12 protein-coding genes are annotated in these 13,635 nt (G+C 74.1%); 11 read left to right on the top strand and 1 reads right to left on the bottom strand.

Annotation, left to right across the window (positions count from 1 at the left end; all coding sequences use genetic code 11):
* The first annotated feature begins 230 nt into the window (after window positions 1-230).
* The 8 genes from ACSU6Z_RS26935 (at window position 231) to ACSU6Z_RS26900 (ending at window position 8,428) form a co-directional block, all read left to right on the top strand.
* Entirely contained in the window at window positions 231-1,658 is a 1,428-nt protein-coding gene (locus tag ACSU6Z_RS26935; protein WP_437049487.1) for a phenylacetate--CoA ligase family protein, read from the top strand.
* Window positions 1,648-2,280 carry a hypothetical protein gene (locus tag ACSU6Z_RS26930; protein ID WP_437049485.1) on the top strand — a complete coding sequence of 211 codons (633 nt, stop codon included), beginning with the start codon at window positions 1,648-1,650 and terminating at the stop codon, window positions 2,278-2,280. The genes ACSU6Z_RS26935 and ACSU6Z_RS26930 overlap by 11 nt, the downstream gene beginning before the upstream one ends.
* A 22-nt stretch (window positions 2,281-2,302) precedes the next feature.
* Entirely contained in the window at window positions 2,303-3,589 is a 1,287-nt protein-coding gene (locus tag ACSU6Z_RS26925) for an amidohydrolase family protein (protein WP_437049484.1), read from the top strand.
* On the top strand, window positions 3,586-4,785 hold the full coding sequence (locus ACSU6Z_RS26920; RefSeq protein ID WP_437049482.1) for an MFS transporter: 1,200 nt from the start codon (window positions 3,586-3,588) through the stop codon (window positions 4,783-4,785). Before ACSU6Z_RS26925 ends, ACSU6Z_RS26920 begins: the two co-directional genes overlap by 4 nt.
* Window positions 4,786-4,809: 24 nt before the next feature.
* Window positions 4,810-5,469: a flavodoxin family protein gene (locus ACSU6Z_RS26915; RefSeq protein WP_437049480.1), complete on the top strand. Its 660-nt coding sequence runs from the start codon at window positions 4,810-4,812 to the stop codon at window positions 5,467-5,469.
* Window positions 5,470-5,613: 144 nt separating this feature from the next.
* On the top strand, window positions 5,614-6,243 hold the full coding sequence (locus ACSU6Z_RS26910) for a phenylalanine--tRNA ligase beta subunit-related protein (protein ID WP_437049478.1): 630 nt from the start codon (window positions 5,614-5,616) through the stop codon (window positions 6,241-6,243).
* Window positions 6,240-6,932, top strand: a complete 693-nt coding sequence (locus tag ACSU6Z_RS26905; protein ID WP_437049476.1) for a hypothetical protein — start codon at window positions 6,240-6,242, stop codon at window positions 6,930-6,932. The genes ACSU6Z_RS26910 and ACSU6Z_RS26905 overlap by 4 nt, the downstream gene beginning before the upstream one ends.
* A gap of 152 nt (window positions 6,933-7,084) precedes the next feature.
* A complete protein-coding gene (locus ACSU6Z_RS26900) occupies window positions 7,085-8,428 on the top strand; it encodes a hypothetical protein (protein WP_437049475.1) in 1,344 nt (447 codons plus the stop codon).
* An 18-nt stretch (window positions 8,429-8,446) separates the two neighbouring features.
* Here the strand turns inward: ACSU6Z_RS26900 and ACSU6Z_RS26895 are convergent, their stop codons facing one another.
* Window positions 8,447-9,862: a PLP-dependent aminotransferase family protein gene (locus tag ACSU6Z_RS26895; protein WP_437049474.1), complete on the bottom strand. Its 1,416-nt coding sequence runs from the start codon at window positions 9,860-9,862 to the stop codon at window positions 8,447-8,449.
* A 122-nt stretch (window positions 9,863-9,984) separates the two neighbouring features.
* Here ACSU6Z_RS26895 and trpD point away from each other — a divergent pair, with 122 nt between their 5' ends.
* The 3 genes from trpD to ACSU6Z_RS26880 all read left to right on the top strand — a co-directional run bounded on the left by trpD (window position 9,985) and on the right by ACSU6Z_RS26880 (window position 13,632).
* Window positions 9,985-11,058, top strand: coding sequence for an anthranilate phosphoribosyltransferase (gene trpD, locus ACSU6Z_RS26890; RefSeq protein WP_437049473.1), 1,074 nt, complete (start codon window positions 9,985-9,987; stop codon window positions 11,056-11,058).
* 67 nt (window positions 11,059-11,125) lie between these two features.
* Window positions 11,126-12,382 (top strand): ATP-grasp domain-containing protein, encoded by a 1,257-nt coding sequence (locus ACSU6Z_RS26885; protein ID WP_437049472.1) that lies wholly within the window; start codon window positions 11,126-11,128, stop codon window positions 12,380-12,382.
* The gene (locus tag ACSU6Z_RS26880) at window positions 12,379-13,632 is read left to right on the top strand and encodes an MFS transporter (protein WP_437049471.1); all 1,254 of its coding nucleotides are present in this window, start codon (window positions 12,379-12,381) and stop codon (window positions 13,630-13,632) included. Before ACSU6Z_RS26885 ends, ACSU6Z_RS26880 begins: the two co-directional genes overlap by 4 nt.
* The last annotated feature ends 3 nt before the right edge of the window (window positions 13,633-13,635 follow it).

Below are 13,635 nucleotides of genomic sequence, written 5' to 3'. Positions count from 1 at the left end.
TGAGCGCACGGCACCGGACACCGGTGTCCGGCCGAGGCGCTCCCCTCCTCCCCCGCGCGGCTCGCACCGCCCCGCGGCACGCCCGCGCCGGAACCTCACCGAGCCGCCCGCCACCGTCGTCACCGAGCCGTCCGCCGGGAAAGCCCTCCCGCCGTGCACGGCCGCCGCGCGGCCCCGTGCCCGGCCGTCTCCCTCTCCACGGCACGTACGTGAAGCGTCAGAAAGGACCCATGCCCATGTGGCTGCCCACCCAGGGCCCCGCAGCCGAGTTCACCGCCCGCTACCTCGCCCTCCACCAGGCCTTCTACGCCCGCACCCTCACCCAGCGGGAACTCGACGACTGGCGCTCCCGCCAGTTGCGCACCGTCCTGGCCCAGGTCCGGGACGGTTCGCCCTTCTACGCCCGGCACCTGAGCGGAGTGGACCTGGACGCCGTGACCCCGGCGACCCTGGCCCGCCTGCCCTTCACCACCAAGGCCCATCTGCGCAGCGAGATGCTCGACGTGCTCAGCCGCCCGCTGGCCGAGGCGGTCTTCTTCTACGAGACCACCGGCACCACCGGTCCCGCCACCCCCTGCCCCCGCGACGGCCGCGAGGTCGTCGCGAGCAACGCCCACGTCACCGAGTCCTGGGCGTCGATCTTCCGGCACCACTTCGGCGACCACCGGCCGCGCATCGGGCTGATGGGCCCCACCGAGGTCCACTCCTTCGGCGACACCCTCGGCGACGTCGCCCGCAACACCGGTTCGATGAACGCCAAGATATGGCCCTACTCCCCCGTCATCGGCTTCCCCAAGGCCCTCCAGTTGATGAAGGACCTCGAACTGGAGGTCGTCTGCTGCACGCCCGGAGTCGCGCTGACCCTGGCCAAGGCCGCCGAGCACTACGGTTACGACCTGCGCCGCGACTTCGCGCTCAAACTGCTCTTCGTGACCGGCGAGATGTGCACGCCCGCGCTGGCCCGCAACCTGGAGTCCGTGTGGGGAGCCGACGTCTACAACATCCTCTACGGCTCCCAGGAGGCGTTCGTCATCGCGACGGCCTGCCGGAACAAGCGGATGCACCTGTCCCAGACGAACTACCTGTTCGAGGTGGTGGATCCCGAGACCGGCGACTCCCGCGGCCCGCACGGCAGCGGCGAACTGACCGTGACCATGCTGGTGGAAGGGGTCAAGCCGCTCGTGCGGTACCGCACCGGCGACGCCGTCGTCGTCGGCCCCTCCGACTGCGACTGCGAGATGCCCGGCGACGTCGTACGCATCGTCGGGCGCACCCTGGACCGGCTGGAGCTGGGAGGCCGGCTGTTCACCGCGGGAGAGATCGAGACCGCCGTACTGACCGGGGTGACCGGTTCCGCCGGGTACCAGGTCGTCATCGACCGGGACGACGAGGGGCGCGACCGGCTCACCGTCCGCCTCGAACTGCTCAAGGATCCGGCCGGGGACCCGGCCGCGCTCGCCGACCAGGTCCGCGAGCGGGCCGCCGAGGCGCTCGGGGTACCGGTGCGCACCGAACTCAGCGACGGCCTCGACCCGATCGTCAGCACCGGCGCCTTCGTCAGCTGGAAGGCCGCCCGGATCGTCGACCGGCGCACCGCTCCCGACCACGAGACCGAGGTCGCCCGGCGGATGGCGGCACACCGTGGCTATGAGCGCTGACACCGCGCGGCGGCTCGCCGAGGAGTACGGCGCGCGTTGGGACAGCCTGACCGAGCGCTGGTCCCGCCGGCCCGGCAGCACCCTGGGCACGCTCGGCCCGTCCGGCACCTCCAGCCACCTCGCCGCGGGCCCGCTCGTGGAGCGCCACGGTCTGCGCGTACGGCTCTTCGACACGTTCGACGACGTCCTGGCGGCGCTGGTCGGCCGGAAGGTCGAGTACGCGCTCGTGCCCAGCGCCTACCAGGGCCTGACCCGGTTCCACTGGCACCGCGACCTGCGGCTGGTGGCGTTCTTCCCGCAGGCGACCCCCGAGTACGGGATCGCGGCCCCGCCGGACACCGCGCCACCGCAGGGCCGCGGGCCGGTCAGCGTGGCGGCCATGTGGGAGGTCCGGCGGATCTACGCCGAGGTCGTGCCCGCCGCGCTGAGCGAGCGGGAGGTCCGCTGGATCGACGCCGACTCCACCCAGCACGCCGCCGAGATCCTGGCCGCGGGCGGCGCCGACCTGGCCGTCACCAACGCGCCGGGCGTCCGCGCCCACGGCCTGAGCTGGGTCGCCCGCAGGCCCGGCGCCGAAATCGTCTGGACGGTCTTCGGCCACGCCGAACCGTCCTTCCCGTGAAGCATCGGAGAAAGGTTCATCCATGTCCCGCAAGACCCTGCTGCACCGCGCCACCGTCCAGGAGGGACTGGGCAAGGCGTCGGTGCCCCGCCGCAGCGTGCTGATCGACGGCGACCGCATCGAGGCGGTGCTGCCCGAGGACCTCGCTCCGCTGCACTCACCCGACGTGGACGTCGTCGACCTCGACGGCCGCACCGTGATGCCCGGCATGACGCTCGGGCACACGCACATCGCCTACCTCAACGTCCTCGACGGGCGGGAGATGCTGTTCAAGTACTCCATCCCCGAGGTCACCCTCGGCGCCGCCGAGAACACCACGCGCCTGCTCTCCCTCGGCTACACGGCCTTCGTGGGCGCCGGCTCGGTCGCCGGCATCGACATGGCGCTGCGCAGGGCCGTCGACTCCGGTCGGCTGCGCGGCCCCCGGATCACCCCGTGCAGCCGCGACCTGATGGTGTCCGGGCCGCCCGAGCGGCGCAACTCCGAGGTGAAGAAGCGCATCCCGACCGACCTGATGCGGCTCGCCGACACCCCCGAGGAGATGGCCGAGTACGTGGCCACGGAGATCGCTCAGGGCGCCGAGATCGTCAAGGTCTTCTCCTCGGGCGACGACACCTTCCCCAACGGGCGCTCCCACGAACTGCTGTTCACCGCGGAGGAGCTGAAGATCGCCAGCCGCACCGCGCACGAGCACGGCGCCCGCATCCGCGCCCACTCACGCGGTCTGGACGGCATCCGCAACGCCATCGCCGCCGACGTCGACGTGATCGACCACGCCACGTACGCGGACGACGCGGCGCTGGAGGCCATCGCCGAACGCGGCATCTTCGTCGTGCCGAGCCTGTTCCAGCCGCACAAGCTGCTGACCACCGGGACCCGGCACGGCAAGACCACCGACTACCTGGAGTCCCTGGAGTTCCAGGCGGAGATCGACAACACCCTGCGGATCCTGCCGCTGATGGTCGAGATGGGCATCCCGGTCGTGGCGGGCGACGACTTCGGTTTCGCGTGGACCCCGCACGGCACCTACGCGGAGGAGCTGGAGCTGTACGTGACCATGGCGGGCATCCCCGCCCCCACGGTGCTCACCTGGGCCACCGCCAACGGCGCGCGCCTGGCGGGCCGGGGGGACGACGCGGGCACCGTCCAGGCCGGGCGTCTGGCGGACCTCGTCATCACCGGCGACGACCCGGCCGAGGACATCACGGTCCTCGGCCGGCCGGGCGGCATCGAGGCGGTCCTGCTCGGCGGCGACACCGTCGCGGGCAGCCTCGACGCCTACCGCGCCCCGGCGGAGGCCGTCCGATGACCGCCGCCGGGAACCGGCTGCCCGTCCTGCCGCTGCTCGCCGTCGGAGCCTTCGCCATCGGCACGGACACCTTCGTGGTCGCCGGCGTGCTGCCGGAGGTCGCCGGCGACCTGCGGGTCAGCCCCGCCGACGCCGGCTGGATCAGCACCCTGTTCGCCCTGGCCTACGCCGTGTTCGCGCCGGTGCTCGGTGCGTTCACCGGCGCCTGGGAGCGGCGCGCCGTCCTCGTGGTGTCCCTGACCGGCTTCGCCGTGGGCAACGCCGCCTCCGCCCTGGCCCCCGGCCTCGGCTGGCTGCTGGCCGCCCGGGTGTTCACCGCCGCCTGCGCCGCGCTCTACGTTCCCGCGGCCTCCGCCTCGGCCGGCGCGCTGTCGGCACCCGAGCAGCGGGGGAAGGCCCTCGCGGTCGTCCTCGGCGGGCTGTCCGCCGCGACCGTCGCCGGCGTGCCCTTCGGTACCTGGGTCGCCGCCGACCTGGGCTGGCGCTCCACGTTCTGGCTGCTCGCCGGGCTGGGCGTGCTGTGCGCGGCCGCCGTGGCCGCGGGCCTGCCCCAGGTGCGGCTGCCCGCCGCCCCGGGCCTGGCCGCGCGGCTCGCCCCGGCACGGGACCCGCGGGTGCTGCTCACGGTGGGCACCACACTGCTGTTCATGACCGGCGGCTACCTGGCGCTGACCTACATCGGGCTGGTCCTCGGCCCCGTCACCGACGGCGACGGTTCGGCCCTCGCCCTGCTCCTGCTGGCGTTCGGCGTCACCGCCGTCGCGGGCACGGCGCTGGGCGGCCGCGCCACGGACCGGTACGGCGCGGGCCCCGTGCTCGCCGTCTCCGTCGCCGGACTCGCCGCGGTCCTTCTCACCCTGCCGCTGACCCGTACCACGGGCGTCGGCGCCGTCGTGGCGATGGCGCTGTGGGGTCTGACCGCGATGGCGACCCAGCCGCCCCAGCAGCACCGCCTGTTCGGCATCGCGCCGACGTCCGGGCCGCTGCTGCTGTCGCTGAACTCCTCGGCCACCTTCCTCGGCATCTCGCTGGGCGGTTTCCTCGGCGGGCAGGTGGTGCGCACCGGCGGCGCCGACGGGCCGGACGCCCTCGGGCTGGTCGGCGGCTGCCTGGCCGCGCTCTCCCTGGTGACCGCCTTCGCCGTGGCCCGCGTCCGGACCCCCGAGGAGCCGGTGCTCGTCGCCGACACCCGCTGACCCGCCGACACGTTGGGGGACACCTTGCAGGAACAACGACCCGTCGTCCTGGGCATATGCGGCTCCGAGCGGGCCGGCGGGAACACCGACCTGGCACTGGAGCACACGGCCGGACTGGTGGAGTCCCGGGGTGCCGCGTTCCGGACGATCCACCTGCGCGACCACCGCATCTCACCGTGCAGCCCGTGCGGTGACTGCAACTACCGCGCCGACCCGTGCGCGCTGCCCGACGCGATGCCGCAGATCATCGAGGAGATGAGGCGCGCCGACGGCATCATCTACGCGACCCCCGTGCACGGCTTCGGTCTCGCCCACCTCATGCAGATCTTCATCGAGCGGGCGGGGGTCGGGTTCCTGCGCTTCGACAGGCCGCTCGCCAACAAGGTGGGCGGGATCATCGTCACGGGCCGCCGCTACAGCGAGGGCTCCGTGCACAACCAGCTCGTGGACAACCTGCTGCTGAACCGGATGATCCTGGTCGGCAGCGGCTTTCCCGCGCTGCTGCGCAACACCGCCCGGACACCCGGACTGGCCGACCCGGAGGGGCTGGAGGCGGTGGAGCGGATGGTGGAGCGGATGCTCGACATGATCCTGCTGCTGCGGCGCCACCAGGACGTCACCGGTGAACCCGTGCTGCCGCCGCACGACCGCAACGAACGCGCCGGGCGGGTACGTACTCACTGAGGGGACGGCACCGTCCGCTTCGTGAGAGTGGTACGGGCCCCCCGGCCGCCAGTGGCCTTGGGACAAGGCCGACCCGGCTGCTGGAATCACCGACCGGAAGACGCACGGCAAGGAAAACGGGAGAACGCCTTGAACATGCCGGCCTTGAGCGCGGGCACCAAACCGTCCGGAGCGGAGAACCTCACCCGCTTCGCCGCCGTCGCCGCAGCGGTCGACCCCGCTGCCCTCACCGACCGGATCGCCCGGCGGCGCCGGGAACTCGCGGAGCACCCCGGGGACGTCTACGACCGCGCGGCACAGGTCGCGCGGGTCTATGCCCGGTGGTTCGGCGCGCACGGGCTCACCTGTCCCCTGCCGGGCCAGATCGCCTCGGCCCGCCGCAAGGGCCTGCCCGCGATCGGCCCCGCCGTCGACGCCCTGCTGTACGGCGAGCTGACCACGGGCGTGCTGATGGGGGTCCAGGACGCCGACGCCGTCGACGGCGGACTGCACTTCGACTGGGCCGCGCAGGGCGAGACCTTCACGGGGTTCCGCTCCACCGTCGTCTGCTCCCAGGACGAGCCCGTGGTCCGCGACGGCACCGCCATCGTCGCCTCGGTGCTGCGGGGCCCCGACCGCCGCACCAGCGTCACCGAGTCCTCCCGCAACCTGGTGTTCACCGTCTACGACGCGCCCGGTCTGGGCGCCGAGGACTTCGAGACCGGGGTACGGGCCCTGACCGGCCTCCTCGGGGAAGCCGGAGCCGTCCCCGAAGTGCGGGAGGTGGCCCTGTGAGCACGCCGACCGGCCGCACGGCGTCCGCACCGTACACGGACCCGCCCCGCGGTCCCCTGCCCAGCAGGCATCAGCGCCGCATCCTCGTCTGCGCCGGGCCCTCCCCCGCCGGACGGTCCGACCTGCACCGGGCCACGGCCCGCTGGCAGCGCCAGTACATCGGCGGGGTCTTCGTCCGGGTCCCCGCGGCCGCCGCGGAACAGCACCGTGTCGTCGCCGAGTTCACCGCCGCCGGCTGCTCGCCGCAGACCACGCACTTCTACCGCCCCGCCGACCTGACGGCCCTGCGGCCGCTGGCGCGCCGGATCGCCGCGCTGCCCGTCGGGAGCACCGGCGACCCGATCGCCACCGCCGAGCTGCTCGTCCTGGGCGCGACCGACGTCGTCGGCCCGTACCCGGTACGGGACCTGGCGGCGGCGCGCGCCGTGGCCGGATTCGTCAACGCCCGCCTCGGCGAGGACTGGCTGGTACGGCCCGAGGCGACCCCGGTGCCGGTGACGGACCGGCCTGCCGGTGAGCCGCAGGTCCACCGGGCCCTCGCACCGGACGAGCTGGACGCCCACTTCGCCGACACGGCGCGGACGCTGGCGGCCGAGGCTGAGAGCCGTCTGGAGATACTCGACCGGCTGCCGTACGGCGCCGGCGCCTGCGCCGGGCCCTACGCGGTCGCCGGTCCGTGCCGGGGGTGAGCGCGGCGGCCGTACCCGTCAGGGATCCGCAAAGATCCGTCCGACCGCACCCGTCATCGATCCGAACCGGGGATCCGACCGACCGAGCCGACCACGGGATCCAGTAATACGGACAGGAGCGCCCCTCCGGGGCGCCCGGGGGGACTTCTGCCATGCGCACCACCGCCATACTGCGTGCCGTACTCGACTTCGACACGGCCCACTACATCGACCACGCGCGCGCCGTGGGCCGCGACCGGCTCGACCCCGCGCTGCGGGCCTGGATGGCCGAGGCCTACAAGGACGTGTCCCTCGTCCTCGCACTCGACGGGGACCGGCTCGACAGCCGGGAGCGGGCGGTGCTGCGCCTGGCCGAGCTCGTCTTCCAGGCGGAGTGGAAACTCGCCCTCCCCGAGGGGGAGAGCCCCCGGCAGGTGGAGGCCCGGGGCGGCGGACCGCTGGACCGGCGCGGCAAGCGCTACCAGCCCTACGGCAACGTCCGGCTGGTCAACCACGTGCTCGGCACCCGTCGGCACGCCCCGGACAGCGCCGTGGAACGCGCCTGCTGGCAGGCGGTGCGGGCCATCGCGTCCGGCTGGCGGGCCTACGAGCAGCGCACCCTGGACGGCACCGAGACGTGGGCGCAGGACGCCCTGCCCGAGCCGGCGCAGCTGGCCGAGCGCATCGAACGGCTCGGTTCGCTGGTGTCGCTGACCGCCGGCCACGCGCCGGCGCTGCGGCCCGCCTCGTTCGCCCCGCCCCGCCACTGGCACGACTACCTGCCGCCCCACGGGAGCGCGGACATCCTGGAGCACCTGGCGGTGCTGCCGCAGACCACCCAGCACGACGAGGTCACCTTCCTGCGCGTGATCCACCTCGTCGAAGCCACCACCTGGGGCGTACTGGCCCGGGTGATGTCCGCGGCCGAGTGGCTGCGCGCCACCCGGTGGGAGTACGCGGCCGAGTGCCTCGACCGGGCCGCGGTCCTGGCCGCCGTGCAGACGCAGGCCCTGCTCGCGATGCGCCGGACCATGCCCGTGGAGCACTTCCACGGCTTCCGGGCCGCGACCGGGGACGCCAGCGCCGTCCAGGCCTTTCCCACCCAGCTGCTGCACATCCACCTGCTGGGCGTCCACCCCGAGAAGGTCGAGGCCCTGCACGAGGCCACCGAGAACGCCTACGTCCTGCTGCACCAGAACCCGGACTTCGAACCGCTGCGGGATCTGCTGCACCGGGTGCCCGACGAGGCGGCGGGCCGACGGGTGCTGGACGCCGCCCACCGCCTCGACCAGGAGCTCTACGCCTGGCGGAAGATCCACTACGGGGTGGCCGTGCGCTACCTGCCGGAGCAGACCACCGGCTCGGGCGGCACCGCCGGCGCCCCCTACCTGCGCAGCTTCTACCAGGACCGCCTGTTCGACGCCGACCGCACCCTGCTGCCGCAGCACCGCAGCGCCCCGACGGCCGCGCTCAGCGCCTGGGTCCGGGCCCGCCCGGCCCTGTCCCCGTTCAACTGACCCGCGGGCCGCCCGTGTTCAGGAGGCCCGGCAGATTCCGCCGTGCTGCTGTTCGTAGGCCTGCCCGATCCGGCTGATCGCCTCCTCGATGCCCGACCGGCCCAGGGCCGTGTACCCCAGTACCAGCCCGGGCCGGGCGGTGTGCGGCCGGTCGTGGAAGATCCGGCCGCCCTTGATCAGGACGGACAGCCCCAGCGCGCGGTCCACCAGCGCCTCCTCGTCCACGCCCTCCGGCAGCACCGCGTACGCGTGCAGTCCGGCGACCGGGCCGACCAGGGTGGCGGCGGGCAGGCAGCGTTCCACGGCACGCATCAGCGCGCTGTGCTGCGCGCGGTAGCGGGTCCGCATCCTGCGCAGGTGCGCGTCGAGCATCCCGCTGCGCAGGAAGTCCGCGAACGCCAGCTGCATCAGGCCGTCGCAGCCCAGGTCCCGGCGCACCCGCACCCGTTCCATCAGCGCGGTCAGCCGCGGCGGCAGCACCATCCAGCCCAGCCGCAGCCCCGGCGCGAGGAGTTTGCTCGCCGTCCCCGCGTAGATGACCCGGTCCGGTCCGGTCGGCTGCAGCGCGAGGTGGCGGCCCCGCTGCTCCAGCCACAGCCCGCCGTCGTAGTCGTCCTCGACGATCCAGCCGCCGGTGTCCCGGGCCCAGCGCACCAGTTCCTCCCGGCGCTGCGGCGACATGGGCACACCCAGCGGAAACTGGTGCGAGGGCGTCACCAGGACGGCCCGCACCCCGCTCGCGTACAGCGGCTCGATCTCCAGCCCGTCCGGTCCCACCGGCACCGCCACCGTCCGGACGCCGTTCTCCTCGATGAACTGCCGCTGCCGGTCGTGGCTGGGGTCCTCCACCGCGAGCCGGTCGATGCCCAGTTCGCGCAGCGCGGCGCAGACGAGTCCCAGGGCGTGCGCGAACCCGCCGGTGACCATGGTGTCGTCGGGACTGCCGAGCACTCCCCGCACCCGTCCGAGGTAGGAGACCAACTCGGTGCGCAGCCGGTCGACGCCGAGCAGCGGCGGGTAGCCGAGCCCCTGCCAGCGGGCCGATTCCACCGCCCGCTGGTAGGAGGTGGTCCACTCGCGGTGGGGGAACGTCGCCGGGTTCGGCGTGCCCGGCAGCAGGTTGAAGCGCACCCGCGGGACCGCCCGGTCGACCAGCACCACGGACTTCCTGATCCGGGTGTCCGCGTGCGCCGCCACCCTGGTCCCCGAGCCGCGCACCGACTCCAGCAGCCCCTCGCCGGTGAGTTTCTCGTAGGCCTCCACCACCACGCTGCGCGAGACCCGCAGGTCCTTCGCCAGCTGACGGCTGGAGGGCAGCCTGGTGCCCGGGGTCAGCAGCCCTCGTTCCACCTGCTGCCGCAGCTGGTCGGCGATCTGCGCACCGAGCGGCACCGGCCCGTCCCGCACCACTTCGAGCATGACGTGCCACGTCATATCCTCCCCCTTGTTCTGCGGTTTTCGGGCGCCGCCAATGTACAAGCGGTTTCGGATTGGTCCGGTGACGGGATTCCCAACTGGTCTGGTGCCCCCTGCGGCGGCTCGGAAGACTGCGGGCTGTGACAGTCCGCGAGAGCACGAGAACCTGGCCCGACCTGCTCGGCACGCTGCTGGACGGGCAGGACCTGGAGGTGTCGGACACCGCCTGGGCGATGGAGCAGGTGATGACCGGGGCCGCCACCTCCGTCCAGTTGGCGGGGCTCCTCGTCGCCCTGCGCGCCAAGGGCGAGACGGCCGCCGAGGTGCTCGGCATGGCCGAGGCCATGCGCGCCCTCGCCCTGCCCGTCGACGTGCCCGGCCACACCGTGGACGTGGTGGGGACGGGCGGCGACCGGGCCGGCACGGTCAACATCTCCACCATGGCCGCCGTCGTGGCCGCCGCGGCCGGGGCGCGGGTCGTCAAGCACGGCAACCGGGCCGCCTCCTCCGCCTCCGGCTCCGCCGACGTCCTGGAGGCGCTCGGCGTCCGGCTGGACCTGACACCCGATCAGGTAGCCCAGGTCGGCGCCGAACTCGGCATCACCTTCTGCTTCGCCCAGCGGTTCCACCCCGCGCTGCGGCACGCCGCGCCGGCCCGGCGTGAACTGGGCGTCCCCACGGTGCTCAACCTGCTCGGCCCGCTGACCAACCCGGCCCGGCCGGCCGCCCTCGCCGTCGGCGTGGCCTTTCCCGACCGCGCCCCGCTGCTCGCCCGCGTCTTCGCGCGGCGCGGCGACAGCGCGCTCGTGTTCCACGGCGAGGACGGACTCGACGAACTCACCGTCACCACCACCTCCCGCGTGTGGAGTGTGCACGGCGGCGAGGTGCGCGAAAGCGTCTTCGACCCGCGGGACGTCGGGATCGGCCTCGTCCCGGCCGACGCGCTGCGCGGCGGTGACGCCCACCACAACGCGCGGGTCGCCCGCGCCGTGTTCGCCGGTCAGGGCGGCCCCGTCCGGGACGCGGTGCTGCTCTCGGCGGCCGCGGCGCTCACGGCGCTCGCCGCCGTGAGCGACCCGGAGGTGGCCCGCCGTCCCCTGGCCGAGCGGATCGGAGGTGAGCTGGACCGGGCGGCCGCGGCCATCGACTCGGGGACGGCCACCGACCTGATCGGCCGCTGGGCCGAGATCTCCGCCAAGCTGGCGGCGGCCTGACCGCACGGCCGCCGCCGGCCCGCCGCCCCTTCCGGCCCGCAGTCCCACCCACCGAAAGGCGCCGCCGATGCCCTCCGCCTCCCTGCCCTCGCCCTGCGCACCGCTGCTGGTCCTGATCAGCCCCATGGACCAGGAGACCCGCGGCCACCTGCTGGAGTCCGTGGCCCGCGAGTACCGGATCTGGCTGTTCTCCGACCGTGAGGCCGACTGGGAGTCACCGTTCATCACCGGCCACACCCGGGTGGACACGCTGGACGCCGAGGCCATGATCCGCGCCGCCCGCCCCGTCGGCGCCGACGCGATCCTGTGCTGGGACGAGACCCGTATCCTGCCCGCCGCCCGGGTCGCCCGCGCCCTCGGTCTGCCCGGCCTGTCCCCGGAAGCGGTGCTGACGTGCCGGGACAAGCACCTGACCCGGCTCGCGGTCGCGAAGGCCGGGGGGCCGCAGGCCCGCTCCACCGCCGTGTCCACCCTGGGGGAGGCGTACGCGGCGGCCGCCGCGACTGGCTACCCCGTGGTGGTCAAGCCGCGCGCGCTGGTCGGCAGCACGGGAACCCGGATGGCCCGCACCCGTGAGGAACTCGCCGAGATCTTTCCCGAGATCCGCGGCACGACCATGTCCGAGGTCCGCGAGCGCTTCGAGCGGCCCGTCCTGGTCGAGGAGTATCTCGACGGACCCGAGATCAGCGTCGACGCCCTGATCTGGGACGGGGAGGTCACTCCGCTCTTCGTCGCCCGCAAGGAGCTCAGTGCTCCGCCCAGCTTCGAGGAGGTCGGTCACAGCGTCGCGGCGGCCGACCCCCTGCTCACGGAGCCGGCGCTGCTGCGCGCGCTGACCACGGTGCACGCCGCCGTCGGCATCACCCGCGGCTGGACCCACTCGGAGTGGCGCCTGACCGCCCGCGGACCGGCCCTGATCGAGGTCAACGCGCGCAGCGGCGGCGACTTCATCTCCTACCTCGGCCTGCTCGCCACCGGCTGGGACGCCGGCTCCGCCGCCGCCCGCCTGGCCCTCGGGCGGCGCCCCCGGCAGGGCACCGCCCTGCACGGGGCCGCCGCCGTCCGCTTCCTGTACCCCGAGGTGGAGACCGTCGTCGGGCAGGTCACCATCGACCGGGACCGGCTGCCCGCCGGCATCGCCGTCGCCCGCGTCATGGCCCGGCCCGGCCATGTCCTGGAATTGCCGCCCGCCTCGCACACCGGCCGCTACGCCATGCTGGTCGCCACCGCCGACACCGCCGGTGCCTGCCGGCGGATCCTGGACGCCGCCGAGCCGGCCGTCCGCCTGGAACCGGCGGCGGCACCGGTCGTCGTGCCGCGGTGAGCGTGGAGGAGACGGCCCGCAGCACCGGTGACGAGGCGGCCGGCATAGCGTCGACCTGGCGGGAAGCGCCGCTCCCGGTGAAGGCGGTGATCGCCGGGATCATGGTGAACCGGCTCGGCGGCTTCCTCCAGGTCTTCCTCGTGCTCTTCATGGTCGCGCGCGGGTTCCCCGAGGTGCGGGCCGGGTTCGCGCTCGCCGCGCACGGCGCGGGCGCGGTCGCGGGCATCCTCCTCGGCGGCTGGCTCATCGGCCGTGTCGGCGTCCGCCTGTCCATCGTGGCGTCGATGGCGCTCAACGCGGCGCTCACGGCCGCGGTGCTGTACGCGTCGTCGTACCCGGTGATGCTGCTGCTGGCGGCGGGCACGGGGGCGGCGAGCCAGGTCTACCGGCCCGCGTCGGCGGAGCTCGTCAGCAGGCTCACCGGCGAGCAGCGCCGCGTCATGGTGTTCGCGATGTACCGGCTCGCCACCAACGTCGGCACCACCGCCGCCCCGCTCGTCGGTGCCGCGCTCCTCACGCACTCGTACGCGCTGCTCTTCTGGGGGGAGGCGGTGGCCGCCCTCGCCGTCGCCGTCCTCGGACACCTGCTGCTGCCGGCCGACCGCCCCGCGGCCCGGGCGTCCGGGGCGCCGCCGCCCCTGCCGAAGGGGGCGACCGGATACCGCGCGGTGCTGCGCGACCGCTCCTTCGTACTGTTCCTGGCCGCCATCCTCGGCTTCTCCGCCGTCTACACCCAGTACCTGTCGACACTGCCGCTCGCGGTGCGCGCGCACGGCTTCGACACCTTCGTGTACGGCGGCCTGGTCGCCGTCAACGGCGTCATCGTCATCCTGTGCGAGCTGGTGGTGACCCGGAAGGTGCAGCGCTGGCCCGCCCGGACGGCCGCCGTCGCCGGCATCCTGGCCGTCGGCGCCGGCCTCACCGCCTACGCGCTGCCGCTGGGCATCGCCGGCCTCGTCGCCGCGACGGTCGTGTGGTCCATCGGCGAGATCGTCGGTTCCCCGACCATGACCGCCTATCCCGCGCTGGCCGCCGCCCCCGAGGACCGCGGCGGCTACCTCGGTGCCTCCCAGGCCATGTTCGGCGTCGGCTCGGCGGCGGGCCCCGCCGCGGGCGTCGCGGCCTGGGCCCTGATGGGCGACGCCGTCTGGCTGCTGTGCGGAGCCGTCGCCGCGGTCGCCGCGGTCGCCGCGTACCACGGCATGCCCGCGCCCGCGGGACAGGTTCCCCGCTCCGACCAGGAGAAGTGAGTC

The sequence above is a fragment of the Streptomyces sp. enrichment culture genome (assembly GCF_964273145.1).
Lineage (GTDB): Bacteria > Actinomycetota > Actinomycetes > Streptomycetales > Streptomycetaceae > Streptomyces.
This window is presented reverse-complemented; position numbering and strand designations above follow the sequence as displayed.

Coding starts and splice junctions, on each gene's coding strand:
- ACSU6Z_RS26925 (WP_437049484.1), top strand. CDS start 2,303: ATGTCCCGCAAGACCCTGCTGCACCGCGCCACCGTCCAGGAGGGACTG.
- ACSU6Z_RS26895 (WP_437049474.1), bottom strand. CDS start 9,862: ATGACGTGGCACGTCATGCTCGAAGTGGTGCGGGACGGGCCGGTGCCG.
- ACSU6Z_RS26935 (WP_437049487.1), top strand. CDS start 231: ATGCCCATGTGGCTGCCCACCCAGGGCCCCGCAGCCGAGTTCACCGCC.
- ACSU6Z_RS26920 (WP_437049482.1), top strand. CDS start 3,586: ATGACCGCCGCCGGGAACCGGCTGCCCGTCCTGCCGCTGCTCGCCGTC.
- ACSU6Z_RS26930 (WP_437049485.1), top strand. CDS start 1,648: ATGAGCGCTGACACCGCGCGGCGGCTCGCCGAGGAGTACGGCGCGCGT.
- ACSU6Z_RS26900 (WP_437049475.1), top strand. CDS start 7,085: ATGCGCACCACCGCCATACTGCGTGCCGTACTCGACTTCGACACGGCC.
- ACSU6Z_RS26885 (WP_437049472.1), top strand. CDS start 11,126: ATGCCCTCCGCCTCCCTGCCCTCGCCCTGCGCACCGCTGCTGGTCCTG.